Source organism: Slackia equolifaciens (assembly GCF_003725995.1).
GTDB classification, from domain to species: Bacteria; Actinomycetota; Coriobacteriia; order Coriobacteriales; family Eggerthellaceae; genus Slackia; species Slackia equolifaciens.
Genome location: NZ_QIBX01000001.1, coordinates 366,853 through 387,534 on the forward strand (window position 1 = coordinate 366,853; position 20,682 = coordinate 387,534).

General features: G+C 61.1%; 15 protein-coding genes. All 15 read right to left on the reverse strand.

What is annotated here, in order from left to right; translation table 11 throughout:
• Positions 1 to 282: 282 nt before the first annotated feature.
• Complete coding sequence (locus DMP06_RS01485; protein WP_181443001.1) at positions 283 to 492, reverse strand: hypothetical protein; 210 nt, start codon at positions 490 to 492, stop codon at positions 283 to 285.
• Positions 493 to 644: 152 nt separating this feature from the next.
• Complete coding sequence (gene feoB / locus DMP06_RS01490; protein WP_123207967.1) at positions 645 to 2,990, reverse strand: FeoB small GTPase domain-containing protein; 2,346 nt, start codon at positions 2,988 to 2,990, stop codon at positions 645 to 647.
• Between the two features lie 138 nt (positions 2,991 to 3,128).
• On the reverse strand, positions 3,129 to 3,359 hold the full coding sequence (locus DMP06_RS01495; RefSeq protein WP_123207968.1) for a FeoA family protein: 231 nt from the start codon (positions 3,357 to 3,359) through the stop codon (positions 3,129 to 3,131).
• 57 nt (positions 3,360 to 3,416) lie between these two features.
• Positions 3,417 to 3,695, reverse strand: a complete 279-nt coding sequence (locus DMP06_RS01500) for a FeoA family protein (RefSeq protein WP_123208054.1) — start codon at positions 3,693 to 3,695, stop codon at positions 3,417 to 3,419.
• Positions 3,696 to 4,173: 478 nt separating this feature from the next.
• On the reverse strand, positions 4,174 to 4,668 hold the full coding sequence (locus DMP06_RS11505; RefSeq protein WP_181443003.1) for a hypothetical protein: 495 nt from the start codon (positions 4,666 to 4,668) through the stop codon (positions 4,174 to 4,176).
• Between the two features lie 507 nt (positions 4,669 to 5,175).
• Entirely contained in the window at positions 5,176 to 7,773 is a 2,598-nt protein-coding gene (locus DMP06_RS01515) for a hypothetical protein (RefSeq protein ID WP_148042474.1), read from the reverse strand.
• Positions 7,770 to 8,375 (reverse strand): TadE/TadG family type IV pilus assembly protein, encoded by a 606-nt coding sequence (locus tag DMP06_RS01520; RefSeq protein WP_123207971.1) that lies wholly within the window; start codon positions 8,373 to 8,375, stop codon positions 7,770 to 7,772. The genes DMP06_RS01515 and DMP06_RS01520 overlap by 4 nt, the downstream gene beginning before the upstream one ends.
• Positions 8,359 to 8,496, reverse strand: a complete 138-nt coding sequence (locus DMP06_RS11395) for a hypothetical protein (RefSeq protein ID WP_161957785.1) — start codon at positions 8,494 to 8,496, stop codon at positions 8,359 to 8,361. Before DMP06_RS11395 ends, DMP06_RS01520 begins: the two co-directional genes overlap by 17 nt.
• A 56-nt stretch (positions 8,497 to 8,552) precedes the next feature.
• A complete protein-coding gene (locus tag DMP06_RS11660) occupies positions 8,553 to 8,762 on the reverse strand; it encodes a hypothetical protein (RefSeq protein WP_245962316.1) in 210 nt (69 codons plus the stop codon).
• A gap of 25 nt (positions 8,763 to 8,787) precedes the next feature.
• Positions 8,788 to 9,429 (reverse strand): type II secretion system F family protein, encoded by a 642-nt coding sequence (locus DMP06_RS01530; protein ID WP_123207972.1) that lies wholly within the window; start codon positions 9,427 to 9,429, stop codon positions 8,788 to 8,790.
• 24 nt (positions 9,430 to 9,453) lie between these two features.
• A complete protein-coding gene (locus tag DMP06_RS01535; protein WP_161957786.1) occupies positions 9,454 to 10,317 on the reverse strand; it encodes a type II secretion system F family protein in 864 nt (287 codons plus the stop codon).
• Between the two features lie 116 nt (positions 10,318 to 10,433).
• Complete coding sequence (locus tag DMP06_RS01540; RefSeq protein WP_123207974.1) at positions 10,434 to 11,750, reverse strand: TadA family conjugal transfer-associated ATPase; 1,317 nt, start codon at positions 11,748 to 11,750, stop codon at positions 10,434 to 10,436.
• Between the two features lies 1 nt (position 11,751).
• Positions 11,752 to 13,134 carry a CpaE/TadZ family protein gene (locus DMP06_RS01545; RefSeq protein ID WP_161957787.1) on the reverse strand — a complete coding sequence of 461 codons (1,383 nt, stop codon included), beginning with the start codon at positions 13,132 to 13,134 and terminating at the stop codon, positions 11,752 to 11,754.
• A 40-nt stretch (positions 13,135 to 13,174) separates the two neighbouring features.
• Positions 13,175 to 14,098 (reverse strand): Flp pilus assembly protein CpaB, encoded by a 924-nt coding sequence (cpaB, locus tag DMP06_RS01550; RefSeq protein WP_123207976.1) that lies wholly within the window; start codon positions 14,096 to 14,098, stop codon positions 13,175 to 13,177.
• Positions 14,099 to 14,481: 383 nt separating this feature from the next.
• Positions 14,482 to 20,178: a Spy0128 family protein gene (locus tag DMP06_RS01555; RefSeq protein WP_161957788.1), complete on the reverse strand. Its 5,697-nt coding sequence runs from the start codon at positions 20,176 to 20,178 to the stop codon at positions 14,482 to 14,484.
• Between the last annotated feature and the right edge of the window lie 504 nt (positions 20,179 to 20,682).

Genomic DNA, 20,682 nt, shown 5'->3' on the forward strand with positions numbered 1-20,682 from the left:
ATTTGCGCTCGCAGCCCCAGCCGGCATGCGCAGCTTCAGCCGACATGCACAGCCCAGCCGGCACGCGCAACCTCTCCCGCAGGCCGCTTCCGCCGCAAACGTAAAGACGCCCGGCCGCGCAATGCGAACCGGACGTTTCGATGCTCAGGGGGCCTCGAAGCCTCGGGTGCTTGGCGTTCCAAGCTGTGTCAGTGTCTTGAGCAGAGGGGGAGCTGCCGTATGATACTGAGGCTTCGGGCCCTTCGGATAAACGATTACAGGGGCAGACACGCATGCAGAGAGCTACACATGGGCGAGCTTCTTGCGCACTTCATCCGCCAGCGTTTGGGCCGAGGCGCAGGTGGGGCACTCCGAGCACGAGCCCGACGAACAACCGCCGCACTTCTCCTTATACCCGCACGTTCCTTTTTTGCGCAACGTGCGAATGGAAAGGCACACGAGGGCCACGACGATTGCAAGAACAACGGCGGTGGCAAAATTCATGGTAAGCATGGAACCTCCTCGGTTCGACTGCGCATGCTTCGCGGCATGCGCGACATTTTGTTCAACCCGAATGGCTTCAGCAGGCCGGAGCAAACCGGGGCGAGCAAAATGCCCGTGCGGCGTAGGGGCCCGCCCAGCGAGCGGGCCCCGATCGCCAATCTTTACGCCGCCTCGGCAGCGCCGGCTACAACGCCGGGTTTCTCTTTGTCGTACTTAGGCATGGGACGGAACAGCTGGAACAGGATGGCGGCCAGCACCACAAGGGCGAACACGGTTCCGATGCCGAACCCGCCACCGGCAAGCAGCGTACCGAACTGGTAGATCATGAGCGCGACCGCATAGGCGAACACGGTCATGTAGCCAATAGCGAACCAGGTCCACTTGGCAGAGGCCATCTGACGACGAATGGTGCCGATGGCCGCAAAGCACGGCGCGCACAGCAGGTTGAAGGCGCAGAAGGCCATGATCGCCGGGGCGCTTCCGCCCATCATGGCGGCGAAGGCGGTCCAGGTGGTGGGATCGGTCTCGCTCGCATCGAGGCTGGTGAGAATGCCCACGGTAGCAACGACGTTCTCCTTGGCAACCAGACCGGTGATAGAAGTCACGGTTGCCTGCCAATCGCCGAAGCCCAGCGGCGCGAACAGCGGAGCGATAATGCTACCCAGGCCTGCCATCAGGCTGTACTGGATGTAATCGGGCATCTCGGAGTCAAGCAGGCCGAAGCTGCCCTCGTAGAAGCCGAAGTTCATCAGGAACCAGATCACGATGGTGGACAGGAAGATGATAGTACCGGCTTTGATGATATAGCTGCGCACGCGCTCCCACGTTGCCATGAGCACCGAGCGAACAGTGGGCAGGTGATACTGCGGAAGCTCCATGATAAACGGGGTAGCCTCTCCCGCGAACATCCTGGTCTTGCGCAGCATGATGCCGGAGATGATGATGGCGGCAACGCCCATGAAGTAGAACAGCGGTCCTACGTACCACACGTCATCGGACACCTGGCCGGCAAGCGCGCCAAACACGAGCGCGATGATGGGAAGCTTGGCGCCGCAGGGAATCATCGTGGTGGTCATGATGGTCATGCGGCGGTCGCGCTCGTTCTCGATGGTCTTGGTGGCCATGACGGCCGGCACGCCGCAGCCCGATGCGATGAGCATGGGGATGAAGCTTTTACCCGACAGGCCAAACTTGCGGAAGATGCGGTCCATGATGAATGCGACGCGCGCCATGTAGCCGCAGCCTTCGAGGAACGAAAGCATGAGGAACAACAGGATCATCTGCGGAATGAAGCCGATGACGGCGCCCACGCCTGCAACGATGCCGTCAACCACCAGGCTCTGCAGCCATGCGGCTACGCCAGCAGATTCAAGCGCGCCTGAGATGATGGGCGTGAGGCCGGGAATCCACAGGCCGTAAGAACCGTCGGAGGCGTCGGGCTCTTCCTCGGCGAGCTGCGCGAGAAGCGCCTCGTCACCCGCCTCCTCGGCTGCGGCCACCTGCTCCTCCCAGTCGGCCACCGCGGCGTCGTAGGCCTCGGTGCCGGTGTAGAGCCAGCCATCGCCCGAGATGCCGTCGTTGGCCCAGTCGGTCACAACGCCGCCGCCTAGCGTGACGGCAATGTAGTACACCACGAACATGACGGCGATGAACACGGGCAGACCCAGCCAGCGGTTGGTGACTATGCGGTCGATCTTTTGCGTGGTAGTGAGGTTCTTGCCGGAACGCTTGACCGTTTCGTCAACCATATGCGCTATGGCATCGTAGCGCTCGGCGGTCACGATGCTTTCGGCATCGTCGTCGAACCTCTGCTCGAGGCCGGCGCGAATCTCCGCCACTTTATCAAGAGTCGTCTTAGACGGCTTGATGGAGTCGATGGTACGCTGTTCGCCCTCAAGCAGCTTGATGGCATACCAGCGAGCGAGATGGGCGGGCACGCCCTTGATAAGGGCCTCCACCTGGTCGATGACATCTTCAACCGCGGCGTCGAAACGCACCTTGGGAGCTGCCGCGCTCTTGGAGGTCGCCTGCTTGATGGCGTGCTGCATGAGCTCATCGATGCCGGTGTTCTTCAGGGCGGAAATTTCCACCACAGGGCAGCCCAGCTGGTCGGAAAGCTTGGCCACATTGATTTTGTCGCCGTTCTTCTTCACCAAATCGGCCATGTTGAGCGCCACCACTACGGGCAGGCCCAGGTTTACGATCTGCGTGGTGAGGTACAGGTTGCGCTCGAGGTTTGTGGCGTCAACCAGATTGATTACCGCATCGGGACGATCCTCGATCAGGTAGTCGCGGCTCACGATCTCCTCGGGAGAATAAGGCGAAAGCGAATAGATACCCGGCAAGTCCGTGATGGTCACGCTCTTGTCGCGTACATATTTACCCTCTTTTTTCTCAACGGTCACACCGGGCCAGTTGCCCACGTATTGCGATGCACCGGTGAGGCTGTTGAACAACGTTGTCTTGCCGCAGTTCGGATTGCCGGCAAGCGCTATGCGAAGTCCCATCCTGTCTACCCTTTCTTTCATGCAGTTCCCGACTGCTTATAGCCGGAGATATAAAGTTTCCCATAGGTAACTCATGGTCGAAAAATATGCCACTTTCGTGGCGGTGTGAATCGGGAGGAAACCCCCGCTAGATTCCCGTTAAGCGTTCGCCTCGACCATGACGCATTCCGCTTCGCTCTTGCGCAGTGAAAGCTCGTACCCGCGAACGGTGACCTCAATAGGATCGCCCAGCGGCGCTACCTTGCGCACATGTACATCCACGCCCTTGGTGATGCCCATATCCATGATATGGCGCTTGATGGCGCCCTCGCCGGACAGCTTAACCACCTTGGCGCTTCCACCGATGGGAATATCGCGCAGTGTTGCCAACTTCTTCTCCTTCCAATAACAGGTTTTGTTTTTTGACGTAGCTTGGTGATGCAAGCCTTATGACAACGTGACGATCTTCATGCTCACCTGTCTGTCGAGGGCGACTTGGGCGCCTTTGACCTCCACGATGAGATTGCCGGCGTTCTCGCACACCACCGTAACCTGGGCGCCTTCCACAAACCCTAGGTTTTCCAGATGATGATGCATTTGATCATTGCCGCGAATTTTGATGATTTTGGCAACCTGGCCCGCAGGGACAAACGCGAGCGGCACCTGGGGCGCGCTTATGCCTGAGTCCGTCGCATCAGCAACGCCTCCTGCAATATTCGATTTCATTGCCGCTCCATCCATTGTTCTACCGCCTATCATAGATAGCCTTGGTTAACATGCTTTTCCAATGTAGCACACGGTTAACAAAAAAGGAACCCACGGATTACTTTTTTTCTTCTATGGTGCCCCCACATGCACGAAAATGAGGTACGCGGCCCCGTCGGCTTCCGCCGTGCCTCGCCAAGAGGGAGGGAGCACGTGCCCCAATGCATGGAACGCGCGGCATTGAAAGCTTTCGGCCCGAGATGCACGGCCTCGTCCTTCGCAGAAACGTGAAGAGGCGCGCCGGCGACCTTTCGACCCGAGGCGCATGGCATGGTCAGCTTTCATCCCGCCTCGAGCTACTCCACCCCCAGCAATCCCGCAGTCTTTAAGCTGCTCCAAGCGTTCTGCAGAAAGGCAGAGGCACCGGGCGAGCCCGGAGCCTCTTGAGATTCATTCTTCTCATTCCAGCGAGCTTGTGCGACCCATTTCTAAACCGCCCTCATGCGGGTTCGAGGTGAAGGGTGAGGCGGCAGCCGCCTGGGGTTTCAAGCGTGAGCCAGGGAGACGCGCCTGCGTAGGACGAAGCGCCCGCACATGCAGAGTTGTCGGGGCGCTGCGAGGCGGCCCCCTGTGTACGAGAGACAAGATTCGCCGTCGTATCCGGTCGTTGCCCGCAGGCAAACGTCGAAGTGAGCATAGGAATCGGCAAACTCATTATGGGACGCATCCCCGTATCGGCAGGCGCCGCCGATCCGCTTGCCCCAAAAGAGCGCGTGCGTGCAGAGCCGTCGCCCGACACCACACGGCTGGAGGCCGCCGCCCCAGACGCCTCGTGACGGTTCGCTTCTCTTGCTGGAACCGCCATGCGAGACGCCGCGGGTTCAACCGCCTCCTCGGGCTCATCAAGCACATCGCGTTCGAAATCGTGCATGCATCCGTAGCACACGGGCATATCGTCAAAACAAAGCGATTTGCACACAGGGCAGGTTTTCATGAGTCATCCTTTCTTGCGGCGGCAAGCGCGTCGCCATCTCGCGACATCCATCTCGGAGCGTCCATTTCGGGACGCACCTTCATCCATGCGGGACGATATTGAACAATCCGTCGCCGCATTCGAGCCATTTGCCTGTTTGGTATGGACGTTCGACCACCATGCACGCATCGGCATGGCGAATGCGTCTTCCGGGCATGACGCGGCGGTGAACCGCGACGACCGACCCAGCGGCATCTACGAACGCCGCGTCAATGGGGCCGTTCATCCCAAACGTATGGATATCGCGACAGGGAACCAAAACGGCGCATGCATCTTCGCCATCAAGCCCCTTCAATCCACGAAGCCGCTCCGCAATACGCGAAAGTACCCTTACGCCCCTGCCGGAACCCTCGCGACGCGCTGCCTGCGCTCTTCCCGCAAGCGAATCGGGTGGTTTCGCAATCGCTTGCTCCTTCTGCGGAACACGCCTTTTCGGACGCGCGCGCCGAGACCCGTCCCTTTTCTGGTTCATACAACAACTCCCTTCCTATAGGGGCTCACCGTCATGCTCACCTCGTGTTCAAGGGGAGGAACGCTTATGCCGAACACGCCCACGCCCTGCAGAAACGGCGGTGAAAACGCCGTCGAAGCCGTATAGCGCACATGGCCCAAACCCGTGCGCTCGCAGGACACCTCAACCGCTTCGTGGTCCATCGCCAGGCCCTCCTCGATGCGTGCCTTCACCTCGGCAGCACCCTGCGCTCCCTCGAAGCCGTCATCGGCCTGAAGCCGAATAGCGTCGCGCGCCACGATGTCGAACGCGGTGCAATCACCCACAAAGATGAGCGCATTGACCACAATGAACGCGATCGCCGCCATCACGGGCAGCACTACCGCCGCCTCAACGGTCATCTGGCCTAGGTTCTTTCGTGCCGATACGATCGTTCCGGGGCCGTCACGCGCTACGGGTCCTCGCATGCCACGCGGTTGACCCGTGATGGAGACCGGATCGCATCGTTTGACCCGCCGATTGCCGCCCAATCGGTTGCGCCGTGCCGAAAAGCCTGGCGATTGCATCGCGAAGCATCGCCCCCTCGCTCGTCGTCGCGATGGGCTCTCGAACGCGCGAGACGCCGCGCGGAACCACGAAGACCCCTCTTTAAGCGCGAGAACCGCCTGGGCCACCGGACCGTCCCCCTTTGCGGCAACATGCCCGCTGTTTGCGATGACGGGCTTTGCGGGCGCGGTGTTAGCGGGCTCGAGCCCCACCGATTCGAGCGCCTCCATCAGGGCGTTTGACGCCCATGGCCCCAAGCCGCTCGCACTGGCAAGAGGAATGCCGTCGAGCATGCCCGACACGCCATCGGTCAAGCCCTCGACGCCGGATCCGTATGCGTCGAGCAGCGAGCCCCAAAGCCCGAGCACCGCATCGCCCGCATCGGTCAGCGGCGGGCCTATCTCCTCCTCCACCCCGTCCAAAAGCGAAGACAAGGCGTTTTCTCCCTGATCTTCAACCATGATCGCCGAAGAGACCGCGGCGAACGACCCCGCATCGGACGGAGCATCGAAGAACGAGGAATCAGCCTGCGCATGGTTGGCGTCGAACGCGTATGCGGCAAGGGTTCCAAACCGCCCGGGCGGATACGCCTCAACACGACGAGCGGCAACGTCCTCGAACGCTTGCGTGATGGCGCCCAGGCTCTCGTCCACGAAATCCTTAACCTCCTGCGCCGCAGGAAGGGCGACCGCCTGAGCCGCGCAGTAGTCCTCCGCCGCACGAGCAACCTCGCGATAATGGTGCTCGAAACCATTGTCAATCGACGTCGATGCGGAAGCGACCTTGCCCAGCGTTGACGCGTCGAACTGGCACACGGAGCATTTCTCGTATGAGCCCGACTCGAGCTCGGAAAGCGACCCCTGCCCCTCAACGGCGCCTTCGATTCCGGGACACCCCGCATAGGCGTGCAATGCGCCGCCGGCGACCGGATAAGCCTTCTCGGTGTAAAGGCGCGTGCTCCGCATGCCGTCGGTGTTGCTGAACAGCTCCGGAAAATAGATGTCGGGAGGCGACACGCCGTCATCCACCGCACGCGCCGATTCCAGCTCCTCAAGCGCGTATTCATAGAATTTCGCGCGCATGGCGCTTCTTACCCGCTCCTCAACCGAATCGGAAAAAGGCGCCTCTTCTGCCGCGCGATGCGCGTAATACGCCTTGGCGCGGGCAAGTGCGTCGGAGAAAGACCAGGTGTCCACGCTGTGCTTGATGGGGTTTTCCGCTGCTGTTATCCCCGATAAAACCGAGGCGCGCTCTGCCATGCAGGGAGAGGGCGCGTTGCCGCAGTCGTGTTCCCATGCGCGCTTGCGAGCATCGGACGCCTCTTGTGCCGCTTCTTCTGCCGCCTGGGCGGCATCGGCGATCTCAGATCCTGCCTGAGGCGCCTCTTGCGCCGCTTCGGATGCCGCATCCGAAAACCCCACGCTGACCTCGGGGGCGTCGGCGGGAACAAGCTCCACATACCCAATGCCCGACCCGTCGATCTCCGTGCCGTTTTCCTGCAGCACCGCCTGCGCCTGAGCTTGCGCCGCCACAGGAAGAGTATCCTGAGCGGCGTCGAGCGCACGCTTCTCGGTACGCGCCACATCATCCCGCTTCTCAAGAATCGCCTTTCCGGCGTCGAGCAGCTTGGCGCCTGTCGGGGCGGCGGCCGGCACGCAGCAGCACACCGTTCCAACGCCCAATGCGGCAAGCCCCGTGAGCGACATAGTGAGAAGCGTCGCGTCTGCCACGCGAACCGACAAAACGAATTCGGCTACTTCGCTCTGGGCGGCGAGCGCAGCGGCGTCGCAGGCCGCCTGAACACCGGCCGCCTGCGACTGGGCGCGCGCAGCCCACAGGCAAAAGAACGCCAGGATGCACGAGAGCAGAATGGCGATGGCCGCACCGACGGTGGTGAATCCGCGTCCATCGACGAATAGATCGGTAGGGCATGCAGCACGCCGCGGCGCACCGCTGGCACCGCACGCCAGATGCGACCCGAACGCACTGTGCGACACGAGCGCTCTTCGAACGCTGTACAGCAGACACGCACTCGGCGTGCTGCGACGCGGATGGCTCGGTTCTCTCATGCCTTTTCCTCCCATCTGCCTATCCATGCTTCAGCATCGGCGCCAAGACGCGATTCCACCACCCATGCATCCACAACCTCGGTTTGGCGGAACGCGTCGTGGGTGAACAGCCCGCCGGGCCCCGTAAGCCCCAGCAATCCCATACCGGCCCCCATCAGCGGCAGCGGCTCAAGGGCATGTTCTATGCGCACGCTCGCGTACTCCTGCCCTTCGCCGCCCGAAAGCTCTATCGCCCAGCCGCCGCTATGGAAAATCGGGGCATCAGGAATCGCATCCAACCTGCGCTCCACCGCAGCGCGCGCCGCATCTTCATCGCCTGGCGCAAGCGTCTCGAGCATCCGGCAGCCCTCCGCCGCCGCAGCTTCCATCACGGCCCGGTCGTAGAGGATGATCGCCGGCTGAGCGAGCAGGAGCATGGCAAGCAGAATGACGGGCATCAAAAACGCCGCCTCAACCGTCGCCTGGCCGCGTTGGCAGCCATGCCCCGCCACCCCGACATGACGAACCCCGATCCGCTGGGCGCGCAGATGGCGCGCTCGCCTTCCACGGCGTGCATGCGCAGCAGCCCCGTCCTGCCTTTCGGCATCAGAACAGCATCGCATCGAGCACCCCCTTTGGCAGCCTATGCGTGAGCGAGTCGAGCACGCCCTGGGCCATGCCTCCCTCCGCGACGGCATGGGCAATCAGAGAAAAACCCACCGCCACAACCAACACGCCCGCCACGACGAGCGCATACTCGACCGTACTCTGGCCTGAGCCGCAAGGCGTGCGCGCCCAGGCTAAAGCCCGTTGATGCCATCTGCGATGGCAGTCCATAGCTCCTGAAGCTTTGGGCGGAACAATGTGATGGCGACAATGGCGATCACGACAAGAACCCCTACGAGAATGGCGTACTCCGTGGTGCCCTGCCCCTTCATGCACGCCGCCTTGGCATACGCCCCTGAAACCATGCTTCTCCCCTGTTCTCTGAGCTCGCGAATCTTCCTCATGTCTCTTTCCTCCATTCCTCATTCGTCATCCGATCAATTCGAGCACCACGGGCCCCATCATCATGATGAGCATCGCCGGAAGAATGAGGCCCGCCGTGGGCGCAAGCATCTTCACCGGCGCCTTTGCCACGCGCTCCTCCATCTTGGCGCGATAGCAGCTTCGCGCCTCGCTTGAAAGCACCTCCAGCATCCGTCCCATGGGGCTTCCGTATTTGAGCGCTCGCAGCGCATTTGCCACGAAACGCGACAGCGACGGCACATCGAACTCCTCCGCCACCGCACGAAGCGCCTCATCGCGCTCGACCAGGCCGCTTTCCCAGTTCTGGCAGGCACGGCGACACGCAAGCGCCAGCCGATCGTCGAAACGAAAGCCGTACAAACGAAGCGCGCTCTCAAACGAAAGTCCCGATCGCATGCCCAGCGCAATCGCATCGAGCATCTCGGGTACATGCCGTTCGACATCGAGCTGAATACGCTCCCGTTCGCGTTTCCCCCTTATTCGAGAAGCCGCAACCGAGGCGGGGCCGCTTGGCGCCCCGGCGACAAGTCCCATGCCCTCTCGCAGGATCTTTCTGCGACCAGCCTCTTCCAATTCCTGTGCCGCCCAACGAACAACGAGAAACCCTGCAAGCGCGGCGAAACACGCCGCCATGGCCAGAGCCTCCATATCTACCCCCTCCCTCAAACGTTGTCACAGCTCCACCGCGAGCATCCTGCGCACCATGAGCACACCCGCAACCTGCATGGATATAGCCAGCGCCAATACCGCAACGCCCTGCGCGTCCGCGAAAAACGGGTTCAGAAACCCCGGGCTTATCAGCGAGAGCAGCGCCAGCAGAAAAAACGGCATGATGCTTACCACCTGGGCAGAAAGGCGCGCCTGGGCTGTTTGCACGCGAAGCGACCTGCGCAGGTCGAGCCCGTGCGCCACCGAATCCTCCGCAGACCGCAGGATGGGCGTGGCGCTCCCGCCGCACACGTACTGAACATCCAGCGCCATGGCCACAAACCCCAGCTCGGGCAAGCCCGACAGCCTATGGAAACGCGCCAGGGCCTCATCCATCGAATACCCCAGCTCCAAATCGTGCGAAACGCGCGCGAACGACTCCTTGGCCGGAGAAGGAACCTCAGCCGCCACCTCGGCGAATGCCTGCGGAAGCGAAAGCCCCGCATGAAGGCACGCCTCCATACAGCGCAAGGCGTCGGGCACCTGCTCGCGCAACGCCTCCTGCTCGCGCTCTTTCTCGTGAGCCAAAAACGCCGATGCCGCCAACACCAGGAACGCCGGAACCAAAATGCCCGCGAGGGGCGACCCTGACAACGCCACGCACACAAGGCTCGCCACAACCAGCACCAGGCAGAACGTCGATGCCACGCTGCGCGCCGACGCAATGAGGCCGCGCCTTTGAGCAAGCCGCGCCGCGTCATTGAGCGCATCGCTTAGAACTCCCCACGACTCCATTCGCCCGGCTATTCCATCGAACGATTCCACGCCGTTGCGCAGCACATACACGAATAGTCCCTGCGCCACCGCTTTGACATCCCTGTTGCGCACGCCTTCCTCCATTGAGGCAGATTGCTGGCGCGCCGCCGAAAAGGCCCTATGAACAGCGCGATATATGCTCCTGCCCGCAACGATCGCCCCCGCGAAGCCAAGCGCGCACGCGGCGGCTAGAAGCATGCGCGCATCCATTCGCCCACCTCCTCCCGCGTCAAGGCCTTCGACTCGACTGCGGCCTCGATCCAATCCGGAGCCTTGCTCCACGAGCCCGAGCTATCGAGCCCGCGGCGCTCAAACAGCGGCACCACCCTGCACAAAGCATCAACGCTTCCGCGCTCCACCTGGGCAATCTGCGTCACAAACCTCCTTCCATCCCTGAAGCGCGCCGTTTGCACAACAAGGTCCAACGCCGAGGCGATGTTCGACTCGATTACATCCACGGGCAGGTCAAGCCCGTAACGCACCATGGTCACCAGACGCATCACCATGTCTTCGGGCGAGTTCGCGTGCAAGGTCGTGAGCGACCCGTCATGCCCCGTGTTCATCGCCTGCAGCATATCCAGCGCCTCAGCACCGCGGCACTCGCCCACGATGATGCGGTCGGGGCGCATGCGCAGGGCGTTGCGCACAAGGTCGCGGATGGTGACCTCGCCCACCCCTTCGGCGTTGCGCGGCCGCGCCTCCATGCGCACCACATGCGGGTGTTCGGTAAAGCGCAGCTCGGCGGAGTCCTCAATGGTCACGATGCGCTCCAGCGGGCTGATCGTGCACGAAAGCGCGTTGAGCAACGTGGTTTTGCCGCTGCCAGTACCGCCGCACACCGCGACGTTCTTACGGGCCTGCACCGCCCACATGAGCAGCTGCGTTACACGCGCATCGAACGAGCCCATTTCCTGCATTTGCTCAAGCGTCATGGCGCGCTCGGTGAACTTGCGAATGGTGATTGCCGGACCGTCCACCGCAAGCGGCGGTATCACCACGTTCACGCGGTGCCCGCTTGGAAGACGCGCATCCACCATGGGGCTGCTCTCATCGACGCGGCGACCGAGCGGCGCCAGTATGCGGTCGATCAGCGCCCGCACGTGCGCCACGTCCGAGAACATGGGAGCTACGCGCTCGAGCGTGCCCGCGCGCTCCACGTAGATAGACGAGGTCCCGTTCACCATGACCTCAGTCACCGCCGGATCGTCGATGTAGGGCTGAAGCGGACCAAGCCCGAACACCGTATCCAAAAGCTCCACGACCAGGCGTTCCTTGGATTCGACCGAGCGATGCGCCCAACGCCCCGTGGCGAACACCTTCATGCATGCGCTTTTGAGCTCGCTTCGTGCGCGCCGCGGATTCTCGGCAGAAAGCCGCGCAATCATATCGCCGGGAACAAGGCGAGCGACCTCCTCCTTCAGCTCGTCGAGCATCCAGCGCCGCCCCGCCGCGCCAAAGGGGCTGCCCTCCGCCTCGGCAGCGCGAACGCGCTCCATCAGCGTCATCTCAGCCACCCCTTCCAAACAGCGACCTGCGTTTGCGCGAGGGTTCCGCCTTTACGCTCTCGAGCGCCTCCCGCCTGTCTTCCGGCAGCACGCGCCCGAGCAGCTCTTTGGCCGACGCCACAAGCGGGTTCTTCGAGTCGATCAGCTCCTGCACATACCCCGAGCCCAAAAGCTCATCTACATCACGCCCGCCTTCCGGAAGCTCGACGGCATGCGCGCCGCGCAGAGAGCACGACACGTCCACCGCCGAAAGCAGCTTGGTACGGTCATGTCGGTTGACCACGAACGTGAACGAGGTGGTGGCAACGCCCATACGCGCGCACAATTCAACCGCATGCGTGGTCGCCCGCAGCGACGACGGTCGACTGTCCATGAGGAACAGCACCGCATCCGCCGCTTCGAACGCCGCAGCCTGGGCGTCCGACCAGAATGCGCCCGTATTCACAACCACCACGTCGCACAAAGCGGCAGCTTTGGCGATAACCCCAGAAAGCTCCGAGGCCACCTCTTCCGACATCTCGAGCCGCCGGGGCGCCGCGATGAGGGCTACACCCTTGCGCGCCTCCTCCCCCAGGCGATCGAGCCTCGACGGCTCGGCAAGCGCCTCTTCTATGCGCAGCGGCTCCTTGATTCCCAGAAGATAATGAAGATCGCCGAATTGGAGGTCAGCGTCTATCGCGATGACCGCAAGCCCCGCCTTGGCGACAAGCGCTGCAGCAATCGCCGAAACGGTGCTTTTGCCGCAGCCGCCGCTGCCCGATGCTACCGCGATGACCGCCGCCGATTTTGAAGTCGCAGCTGCTGCGTGCGGTTGGAGCGCATGCTCCGAAGACTCCGCAACGGCAGGCTTGGCGCCCTGAACCGCGTTGCCCACGGCTTGCTGCGGCACTGATGCCACACCCTCCGCGACGACACCGGAGGCAGATGTCGGAGCAGGAGCCTGGGCGGAAACTTTGCGCATCCGTCGCAAAGGCTCTTGTCGAGGCGCATTTTCGCTCTGCGCCTTGGTCTCCAAATCCGCACAGGCACGCTTCACCTGAGAAAACCGTTTGAGAAACTGCGACTCCGACCACAGGCCGTCGATTCCCGCATTCGCCACGCGGCTTGCCATGGAGCCATTCTGGCCGCACGAAACCACGAACACCCGCTTGCTTGGATCGTCGCGCTTGACCGCCGCAGCCACATTGATGGGCTCCATATCGTCGCACGAAACAATCCACGCCTCCTCCACGGCGGAAAGCAGGCGTGCCGCCTTGCGGCATTCCTCGGCGCCCGACGCGCATGCAAGCCACCCGAGGGCATCCAGCGGCTCGCCCGCAAGCCCCACCATGGCGGGGTTGCGCAACGATTGGCCATCCGCGCACATCACCACACGTTTCTCCATAGCCCTTAAACCTCCTCGGCGCATCGCCGCATAAATCAGCTCACGCAGATGTTCCCGCTCCCTCGTTGGACAAAGAGGCGGCAGACCGACCCGCCGCACCCTCAGGCGGTGCCTCATCCGCAGCATCGCCCAAAGCGCGACCATCCTCGGAGCCGTTCGAATCAGCCGATTCGCCTTCCTCTTCGGCATCGGCGCCTACGTCCGATTCGGCACCGACGCTCATGTCTGATTCGGCATCGCCCTCGTCGCCTGCTGGGTTCCACGGCATCCCGCCGTTGCCATCGGCATTGGAATCCGTCGTGCTTTGGCCCTCCAGCGATGCCCCTTCTGAGGGGAGCGTGAAATACAGCTCGGCCTTCTGAGCAGCCGCGATGAGCTCCTGCACTAAATCGGGCGCCACGGCGAGCGTCACCCAGGAGATGTCGTCATTCGAGTCTTCGCCCTCGGCGGATGTTGCCGACGTGGATAAGACCAGCACCGATGCCGCCAGCCGCTCCGTCGCCGTGCCCGAGGTGGCGTACACGTCCACCGCCGACCCCGCTGTGACCGACCCGCCCACAGCCGATACCGATTTAGATGGAACGCTTACGGCGCACAGCCCTTCAGGCACCTGCAGCGCAGGTGCGCCCTGCTCTTCGAACCTGCGCATTGAAACCACCTCGCCCGCATATACCGGGCTGGAAAGCGTCTTGCCCTCCACGGCCGCCAAATCCAGCACGGCATCCTGCGGGAGAAGCTCGCCCACCCACAGGCGCTTCTCGCTGTTGGCGGCAGAGACCGCCTCGCCTGCGGCTATGTCCTTGGTGGCAACGTATGCCTCCACCTGCTCGCCTCCGAAACGGGCAAGCGCCTCGGCGCGCTCGGCTTCCACCTGGTCGTTAAGCTCCTGGGCGTACAGAAGAATTGCCGCCACGCACAAAAGCCCGCATACCAGCCCGGCTATCAGGCTTTTCCTTCTACGCATCGGCATCTCCCTCCTCTGCCCGCCCCGAACGCTTGGGCATTCTCTTGCGCCAAGGAAGGCCGATGCCGCCCCATGCCGGCTCCGCGCCTCACTTAGCACGTTTCAATCATGGCCTACAAACCTTGCCAAACCCTTTCCCGAGAGTTCGTTTTCTGCGGCGCGGATTATCGGAATCCTGACTCTCAGAGGCCAGAAATCAGGCGGATTCCTCCTCTTGAATCGCACGGGTATATGCGCAAATTCCCTCCGTTTCCGCTCAAAACCTTGCCGGAATCTTGCCCAAACCTTGCCGCACGCAAAAAAAAACGCCCTCCGCGCGATGCGGAGGGCGTCTCAAAACGTCCGATATGTTCTAGATGAGGCTCTCGGAAAAGCCTTAGGCGTTAGCGCTGGGCGCGGCGCAAGCCGAATACCGCTGCGATGATTGCTCCCGCCGCAACGAGTGCCAGAGCCATCGCGAGCGGCCACGGGGTGGCGTCGTTGGTCTGAGCAAACGAGCTGCCGTTGCCCGAGCCGTTGCCGGCATCGCCGGTGCCACCGTTGTCGCCACCATTGCCGCCGTCGCCGTTGTCACCGCCGTCGTTGTTGCCGCCGGTGGTGTTGACGTTCACAAAGTGCGAGCCGTCAGAACCGTAGGTGACCTCGGCCACCAGATGGCCCTCGCCGTCGTCGGTCACGCTCACGTGGATGGTGCGCGTGGCGTCCTCGTCATAGGTGATGCCGTCCTGGCCGTCGTTGACCTCGGTAACGGTGTAGTCGTACTCGCCCACCGCGTCAAAGGTGATGGAGCCAAAGCTCACCACGCCCTGCGCGTTGTTGGTAACGGTGGTGCTCTCAGGCATCGGGGCGCCGTCGGAGCCGGTCAGCTCGAAGGTGAACTGCCCGTCAGCCAGCGTGCCGTCCTGGAGCTCCTTGGAGACCTTCAGCTCAACCGGGGTCGTGGCGGAGGTCGTATAGGTGTTCTCGAACGTGATCTCGCTCACGGCGTTGCCCTCAGCGTCGGCCACGGTCCAAGCAACGCTGAGGTTGCCGGCACCGTCGTCGGTGACGACCGCGGTCGCCGTGTAGTCGCTGCCATCATAGCTCACACCGCCGAGCGTGCCCACATCCTCGCTGATGGTGAAGTGGTACGTGCCGGGCTCGGTGAACACAAAGCCATCGCCGAACACTACGCTGCCGGTACCGTCCTCGTTCACCATGTTAGTCGCGGTGATGGAGGTGGGGCTCACGGCGTTGCCGTAGTCGCCCGCGGCAGCCATAGTGAAGCTGAACTCGCCCTCATTCATCGCGCGACCGGTCAGGACCTTGGAGATGGACAGCGCGGCGGTCGTCGGATCGGACGGGTCCGTACCCGGATCGGTCGGGTCGGTGGGATCGGTCGGGTCGACGCTGTACTCGTTGGTGAACGAGAACTGGGAGCCAGCCGCCTGCAGCGCATCAGAGTCGACGCTGATGGTGCCTTTGCCGTTGTCGGTCAGCGTCACCGTGAAGGTCTTGCCCGTCGAGGCAGCCCCATCGTTGGTCACGCCATCCACGCCGCCGCTCTCCGTCACCGTATAGGTGAAGGTCTTGGAGTCAGCGCCGCCCAGGTCGGCAATATCGTAGGTGATGGTGCCAAAGTCAACGGTGCCGTTGGCCTGGTTCTGGGCAGTGACGCTTCCGGTCGCGCCACCGGGCAGCGGAGCGGCGTTGCCGTCCTCGTCAACGCCCGTCAGCGTGAAGGTGTACTTGCCCTCGATGCTCGGCGCGTTCTTGAGGCCGTTGGTCTCGTAGATCTTGGTGCCGCCCACATTAAGCGTGGCGTTTGCCGAGGCGCCGTACACATTCGTGAACGTAATGCCGTTCTCGGAGCCCGTAGGATACCCAACCTCAACCTCGAGCGAGCCGTCGCCGTCATCGGTCACCCAAACGGTGACGTTGTAGCTCGACTGGCTGGTGGTCAGACCCAAACCGTCAAAGCCGGAGGTGTCCTCGTACACGCGGTAGAGGTAGGTGTACGTAGTGGTGCCGTTGTCGTTTACACGAGCCCGTGCATACCCGTCCGCAACATCCTGCGCCAAGCTATCAGAGTCGTACTGAATGGCCGGGAACACGATATCCGCAGCGGACGCAGCACCGTTAGTGCCATTCGTCGTGGTAGCCTCCACGCGCTCATCAGTGCCGTTTGAGTTCACCGCGGCGACGTTGAACGTGAAGTCGCCGGCTGCAAGCGTGTCATTCTCGAGCACCTTGGTTGCCTTGATCGAGGCAGAACCGTTGCCGCCCAGCTCGCCGGTGGCGTTGTAGGAGTTGTTGAACACAGCAACGGGCATCGTGCCGCCGCTGTTCGGCGTCGTGGTCATCTCGCGTAGCGTGCCGGTTTCATTGGAGACTGCCGTATGGACCGTCACCACGCCGTCCGCGTCGACCGAAACCTCAATGGTCAGCGAGTAGCGAGCGGTATCGTACGTCACACCATTGCTGGGATTTTGGTCGGACTGCTGCTCGTATACCGTGTAGGTGAAGGTCTTGTCGGCATCCTCGGCAGTGAAAGCGATGTCGTTCAAGCCGTTGAGGATATCAACCGAGACCTCGACGCCATCGTTGGCGGCAGGCATGTCGATAACCTTGTTCTCGCTGGCATTCGCGAGACCCAACAGTGCGGCAGACTCATCGTTAATGGGGTCAACAACGACCGCGAACTCGCCAGCCGTCATATCACGACCGGTCATCACTTTACTCACCGTGAGGTCGATGCTGGCGTCGTAGTCAACACTACCGCCCCAGAAATCGTTGGAGAAGGCCGCCGTTGCACCGTCGTTGTCAATCGTGCCCGTAGCGGTGAAGCTGCCGTCCTCGTTAAGGGTACCGGAGCTTTGTTGGACGCTCGGCGTGTAGTACCCCTTCGCCTCCTCGGTCACGGTGTAGTTCGCGCTAATGGGCAGGCCGTCAATGGTGACGCTCTCGCCATTCCTAAGCGTGAGCTGATTGCAGTCCGCTTCTGCGTAGATGACCATATCCGCAGTTGATTCGGTGCCGTCAGCACGATGCGTTGTCGCGGAGAAGGTGCCCGTAACTGAATTCCCGCCTGCATCGGTCAGCGAAAAGCTGAAGTCGAACGTCACATCAGACGGTGCACCCGTACCCGTCACCGTCTTGCTGATAGTGAGCGAACTCGTGGTGGGAATCTGACTGTTGGTCACATGAATGGTCACGTCACCGGTAAAGAGCGCGTTGAGGCTCTGGTCGCCCAGGTTCTGCTTGTTCTCAATCGGGTCCTCGCCTGCATGTGCCGTGCACTGGCGCAGGTCAAGGCGCGACCAACCAGCATCGGCGATAAAGGTGGCGTCACCGTTGTCCGTCACGTTGTCGTTGCGGATGTAGTTGAGCCCATCGGTCTGGTCATCGTACTGATAGTGCGTCACGGCATCGGCATTATCCCACGCCGTGCTGGCGCCCTCATAGGAATCAGCAGTCTGCGCCTGCGCCACCACGTCGTGCAGCGTGGAGTCCACATCGTCGCCGGCAGCAAAACCGCGCATGCTATAGACAAGGCTGCCGATGCCGGTTTCCACAGTCACGTTGTCGTTTGCATCGCCGGCATCTACGTGCACGCCATCGTCATCTACGATCACGCGAATAGACGTCTGCTCATCTACATAACCACTGGGGACGGTCTCAACGAGCACGTACTCGCCCTTGGCAAGGACCTGCTCGCCGTTGTTGATGTTAGAGGTAATTTCGAGCCCACCGTCAGTGCCGGTCGTTCCCGTGAAGCAGCAGCGCTCTCCGTTATTGTATGTGCCGTCCCCGTTCTTGTCCTCATACATGTTGAACACAACGCCGGCAATCGGGTCGCCTGTAGTCTCATCGGTCTTGACCAGCGAGAGCTCGTTCTTGATGTTGGGAATCGAAAGCGTCACCGAGAAGATGCGCTCAAAACCATCTCCGGTGTTGGGATCAATCTCAACAATCTGGCTGTTGGAAGAAAGGTCATCAATCGAGGTAGCATCGGACCAGTAGTATTTGACGGCATACTGCGCAGTGCTGGTATCCCCGCCGGCCTGCTCGATCATGTACTCATACGTGTTGATGTCACCAGGCAGATCATCAATCGTAACCTGATACGCTCCACCGGACCCCAACAGGAACTGATAACCCGACGCCTTGGCGGCGGTCACGATGGCATCCTTGCTGGTGCTTGCGTCGTCAATCGTCGCATCGGCGACACTCCAGCCGGCAAATGCATCGCCTGTCACGGCATGGTAGTTACCCTGTTCGTCAATTTGAGCAACCACGGCAAACATAAGGCTGCCTGCAGACTCATACGTTCCACCGTTGTCAACAGCGGTCACGTTCGTTGGCGCAGTAGCGGTCACATGAGCCTGAGAATAGGCGCCCGTCTCCCATTGGTTGCTCGAGAGCAACACACCGTCACCCGTGCCATCACCGTTTATGGTCGAGAAGCGCAGCTCGACTGTTCCCGGGTTACGATACCCGATGGTCTCGTTCCCCTCAGCTTCCTCGAGAATCCAGTACGCACTACGCTCGCCCATCTGCTCAAGGGTGATGGGCATCTCCTGACCGGAGTTATTCTCATAGGTAAAGATCATCTCGCCGTTGCTGTCGGTACGACCGGAAACCTCCGTCACCACGCCGTCGTTGTTGTTGTCGGCGGCCTCGTAATTAGAGTTGGCCTCGCTCAACGTAAACTGCACGCCAGCAAGCTCGTCGCCGTACTGGTCGACCTTCACGATGCCGGACTCGGGAATGTTCACGAGGTTGTACTTGAGCGACATGTTGGAGTCGGTGTTGCCTCGCTCAAGATAGAAGAAGTCGAGGGTGTGGTAGGTGTCGTCAGCGAAAGTCGTGTCCGTCAGCCCAGTGGTCACACCGGCAGCGCGCATAATCTCCGCGATGGTCTGGCCATTGCTGCCGTTGTAGAGCGTCTCGCCCTGATCGTACTCGTTGTTGTTGCTACGGGAGTCGTTATCGCCAAACGTGCCGTCATCATAGATGTATACGCGACCCGTGGCGAAGTTAATCTCGATTGAAGTGGCGTCGTGGATACCACCCAAATCGCCCACAAGCACGCCATCGATATAAATCCATACGTCGTCGTCGCCCGAGAAGTTATAGGTAACCTGCTGACGACCCTGAGTCCCATCGGGAGCCGTGTAGCCACCGTTCTGTTGAATAAAACGGGTGGACATGTTCAAACCGAAGTAGTGGTTAATTACCTCGTCGGTAGAGATAAGATCTCGGCGCCCCTGGCTTGTATTGACCTGCTGTTCGACAAGCTGGCCATTCTGCTCGTCGAAAACCTCGTCACCCGTGTTGAACGGGAAGAACTGACCATCGGGCGACGAGCCCGCAGCCTCCACTCCCCATCGGTTGTACAGCGTGAAGTTACCGCTACCACTGCCATCAGCATTGAACTGTGCGAAGTTATCCTGGCTGTTGTAGTAATAGTAACCTTGATCGTCCACCTGCAGAAGGCCGTCGACGTCCATATACGCGGCCTTGCCCTCTTGAGTCGAGTTGTCAAAAAGGTAGGCAAGCGATTCGCTTCCGATTCCGCCCGCATTAGAAAGAGTGGGGTATCCATCAGTCAGCGTATCGGAAACAATCCCCTGGCGCGGTGCCGAATCACCCGTCCAATAGTTGATATCCCGTCTGTTGATCAGGTCCTCGTTATTATCCGTGCTCGTACCCATGCCGGCACCGAATTTAAGCGTGTGATCGGCATTGATGCCTTGCTTATAGCGCTCGTTCAGTTCTCCCTGATCATTCACAAGCGCCTGGGTTACGTTATCGGGATCGTCCTGCGAGGTAATCCAGTAGTCAAACACGTTGATCGTAGTACCGCGTGGTGAGACACCCGTCACGGTGTAATCCTCTACCGCCTGCGTGGATACGCCCGCATCGCTGGACTCGTCATTGGAGCTGCCCGTGAAAAACGATGTGACGGCACCCACCACGTCGTCGATCGGGTTCGCGTAGGCAGCACTGCCCACACCAAATGCCAGGACTACCGCCGCAAGCAGCGCCACGAACGCCCGCCTGGTCCTCTTCATGCCTTGGGGTTGCTGCTTAAGCACCCTCCCCCTACTGCGACCGCGCGAAGCGCTCCGCTGGTTCAACATCGTTGGCACCATGTCCTGACCTTCCTACCTTGACTGAACTGCTTGCTAAGGCCCGGCCTCCAACCTCAATTGAAATTTCACTCTTGACGCGTTGGAGGCATACGTCTACAGAATGCTCCTACTATAGTCTATTAAGTGTTGTTGAGACATAAACAATTTGTTAAAAGCGGCCCATTTGCAGCAAAAAGAGGAAAATCCAGAAAGCTTAAAACAATAAACTCACGCCAAGCTTAAGTCTCTGCTTACGTCGTCACGGGCTGCACCGAAGATAAACGAAGCCAGATCTACTAAGGCCTGGTTACATATCGTGCTTCGAGAGAATCCCCCTCGCCTACAACTACGATCTTGTTCTGTCCATTCTCTTTACATTATGAAAGACACTAGAATTCCGTAGACTCTGCACCCTTCAAAATGGTGTTAGAGTCCGCGGCATTCAATGCTTGCAGACAATCGTCGAAC

Excerpts from the sequence above, each read along its gene's own strand:
- DMP06_RS01515 (WP_148042474.1), bottom strand. The coding sequence starts at position 7,773 with ATGAGAGAACCGAGCCATCCGCGTCGCAGCACGCCGAGTGCGTGTCTG.
- cpaB (WP_123207976.1), bottom strand. The coding sequence starts at position 14,098 with ATGCGTAGAAGGAAAAGCCTGATAGCCGGGCTGGTATGCGGGCTTTTG.
- DMP06_RS01540 (WP_123207974.1), bottom strand. The coding sequence starts at position 11,750 with ATGACGCTGATGGAGCGCGTTCGCGCTGCCGAGGCGGAGGGCAGCCCC.
- feoB (WP_123207967.1), bottom strand. The coding sequence starts at position 2,990 with ATGGGACTTCGCATAGCGCTTGCCGGCAATCCGAACTGCGGCAAGACA.
- DMP06_RS11505 (WP_181443003.1), bottom strand. The coding sequence starts at position 4,668 with ATGAAAACCTGCCCTGTGTGCAAATCGCTTTGTTTTGACGATATGCCC.
- DMP06_RS01545 (WP_161957787.1), bottom strand. The coding sequence starts at position 13,134 with ATGGAGAAACGTGTGGTGATGTGCGCGGATGGCCAATCGTTGCGCAAC.
- DMP06_RS01520 (WP_123207971.1), bottom strand. The coding sequence starts at position 8,375 with ATGCGATGCTGTTCTGATGCCGAAAGGCAGGACGGGGCTGCTGCGCAT.
- DMP06_RS01485 (WP_181443001.1), bottom strand. The coding sequence starts at position 492 with ATGCTTACCATGAATTTTGCCACCGCCGTTGTTCTTGCAATCGTCGTG.
- DMP06_RS01500 (WP_123208054.1), bottom strand. The coding sequence starts at position 3,695 with ATGAAATCGAATATTGCAGGAGGCGTTGCTGATGCGACGGACTCAGGC.
- DMP06_RS01530 (WP_123207972.1), bottom strand. The coding sequence starts at position 9,429 with ATGGAGGCTCTGGCCATGGCGGCGTGTTTCGCCGCGCTTGCAGGGTTT.
- DMP06_RS11660 (WP_245962316.1), bottom strand. The coding sequence starts at position 8,762 with ATGAGGAAGATTCGCGAGCTCAGAGAACAGGGGAGAAGCATGGTTTCA.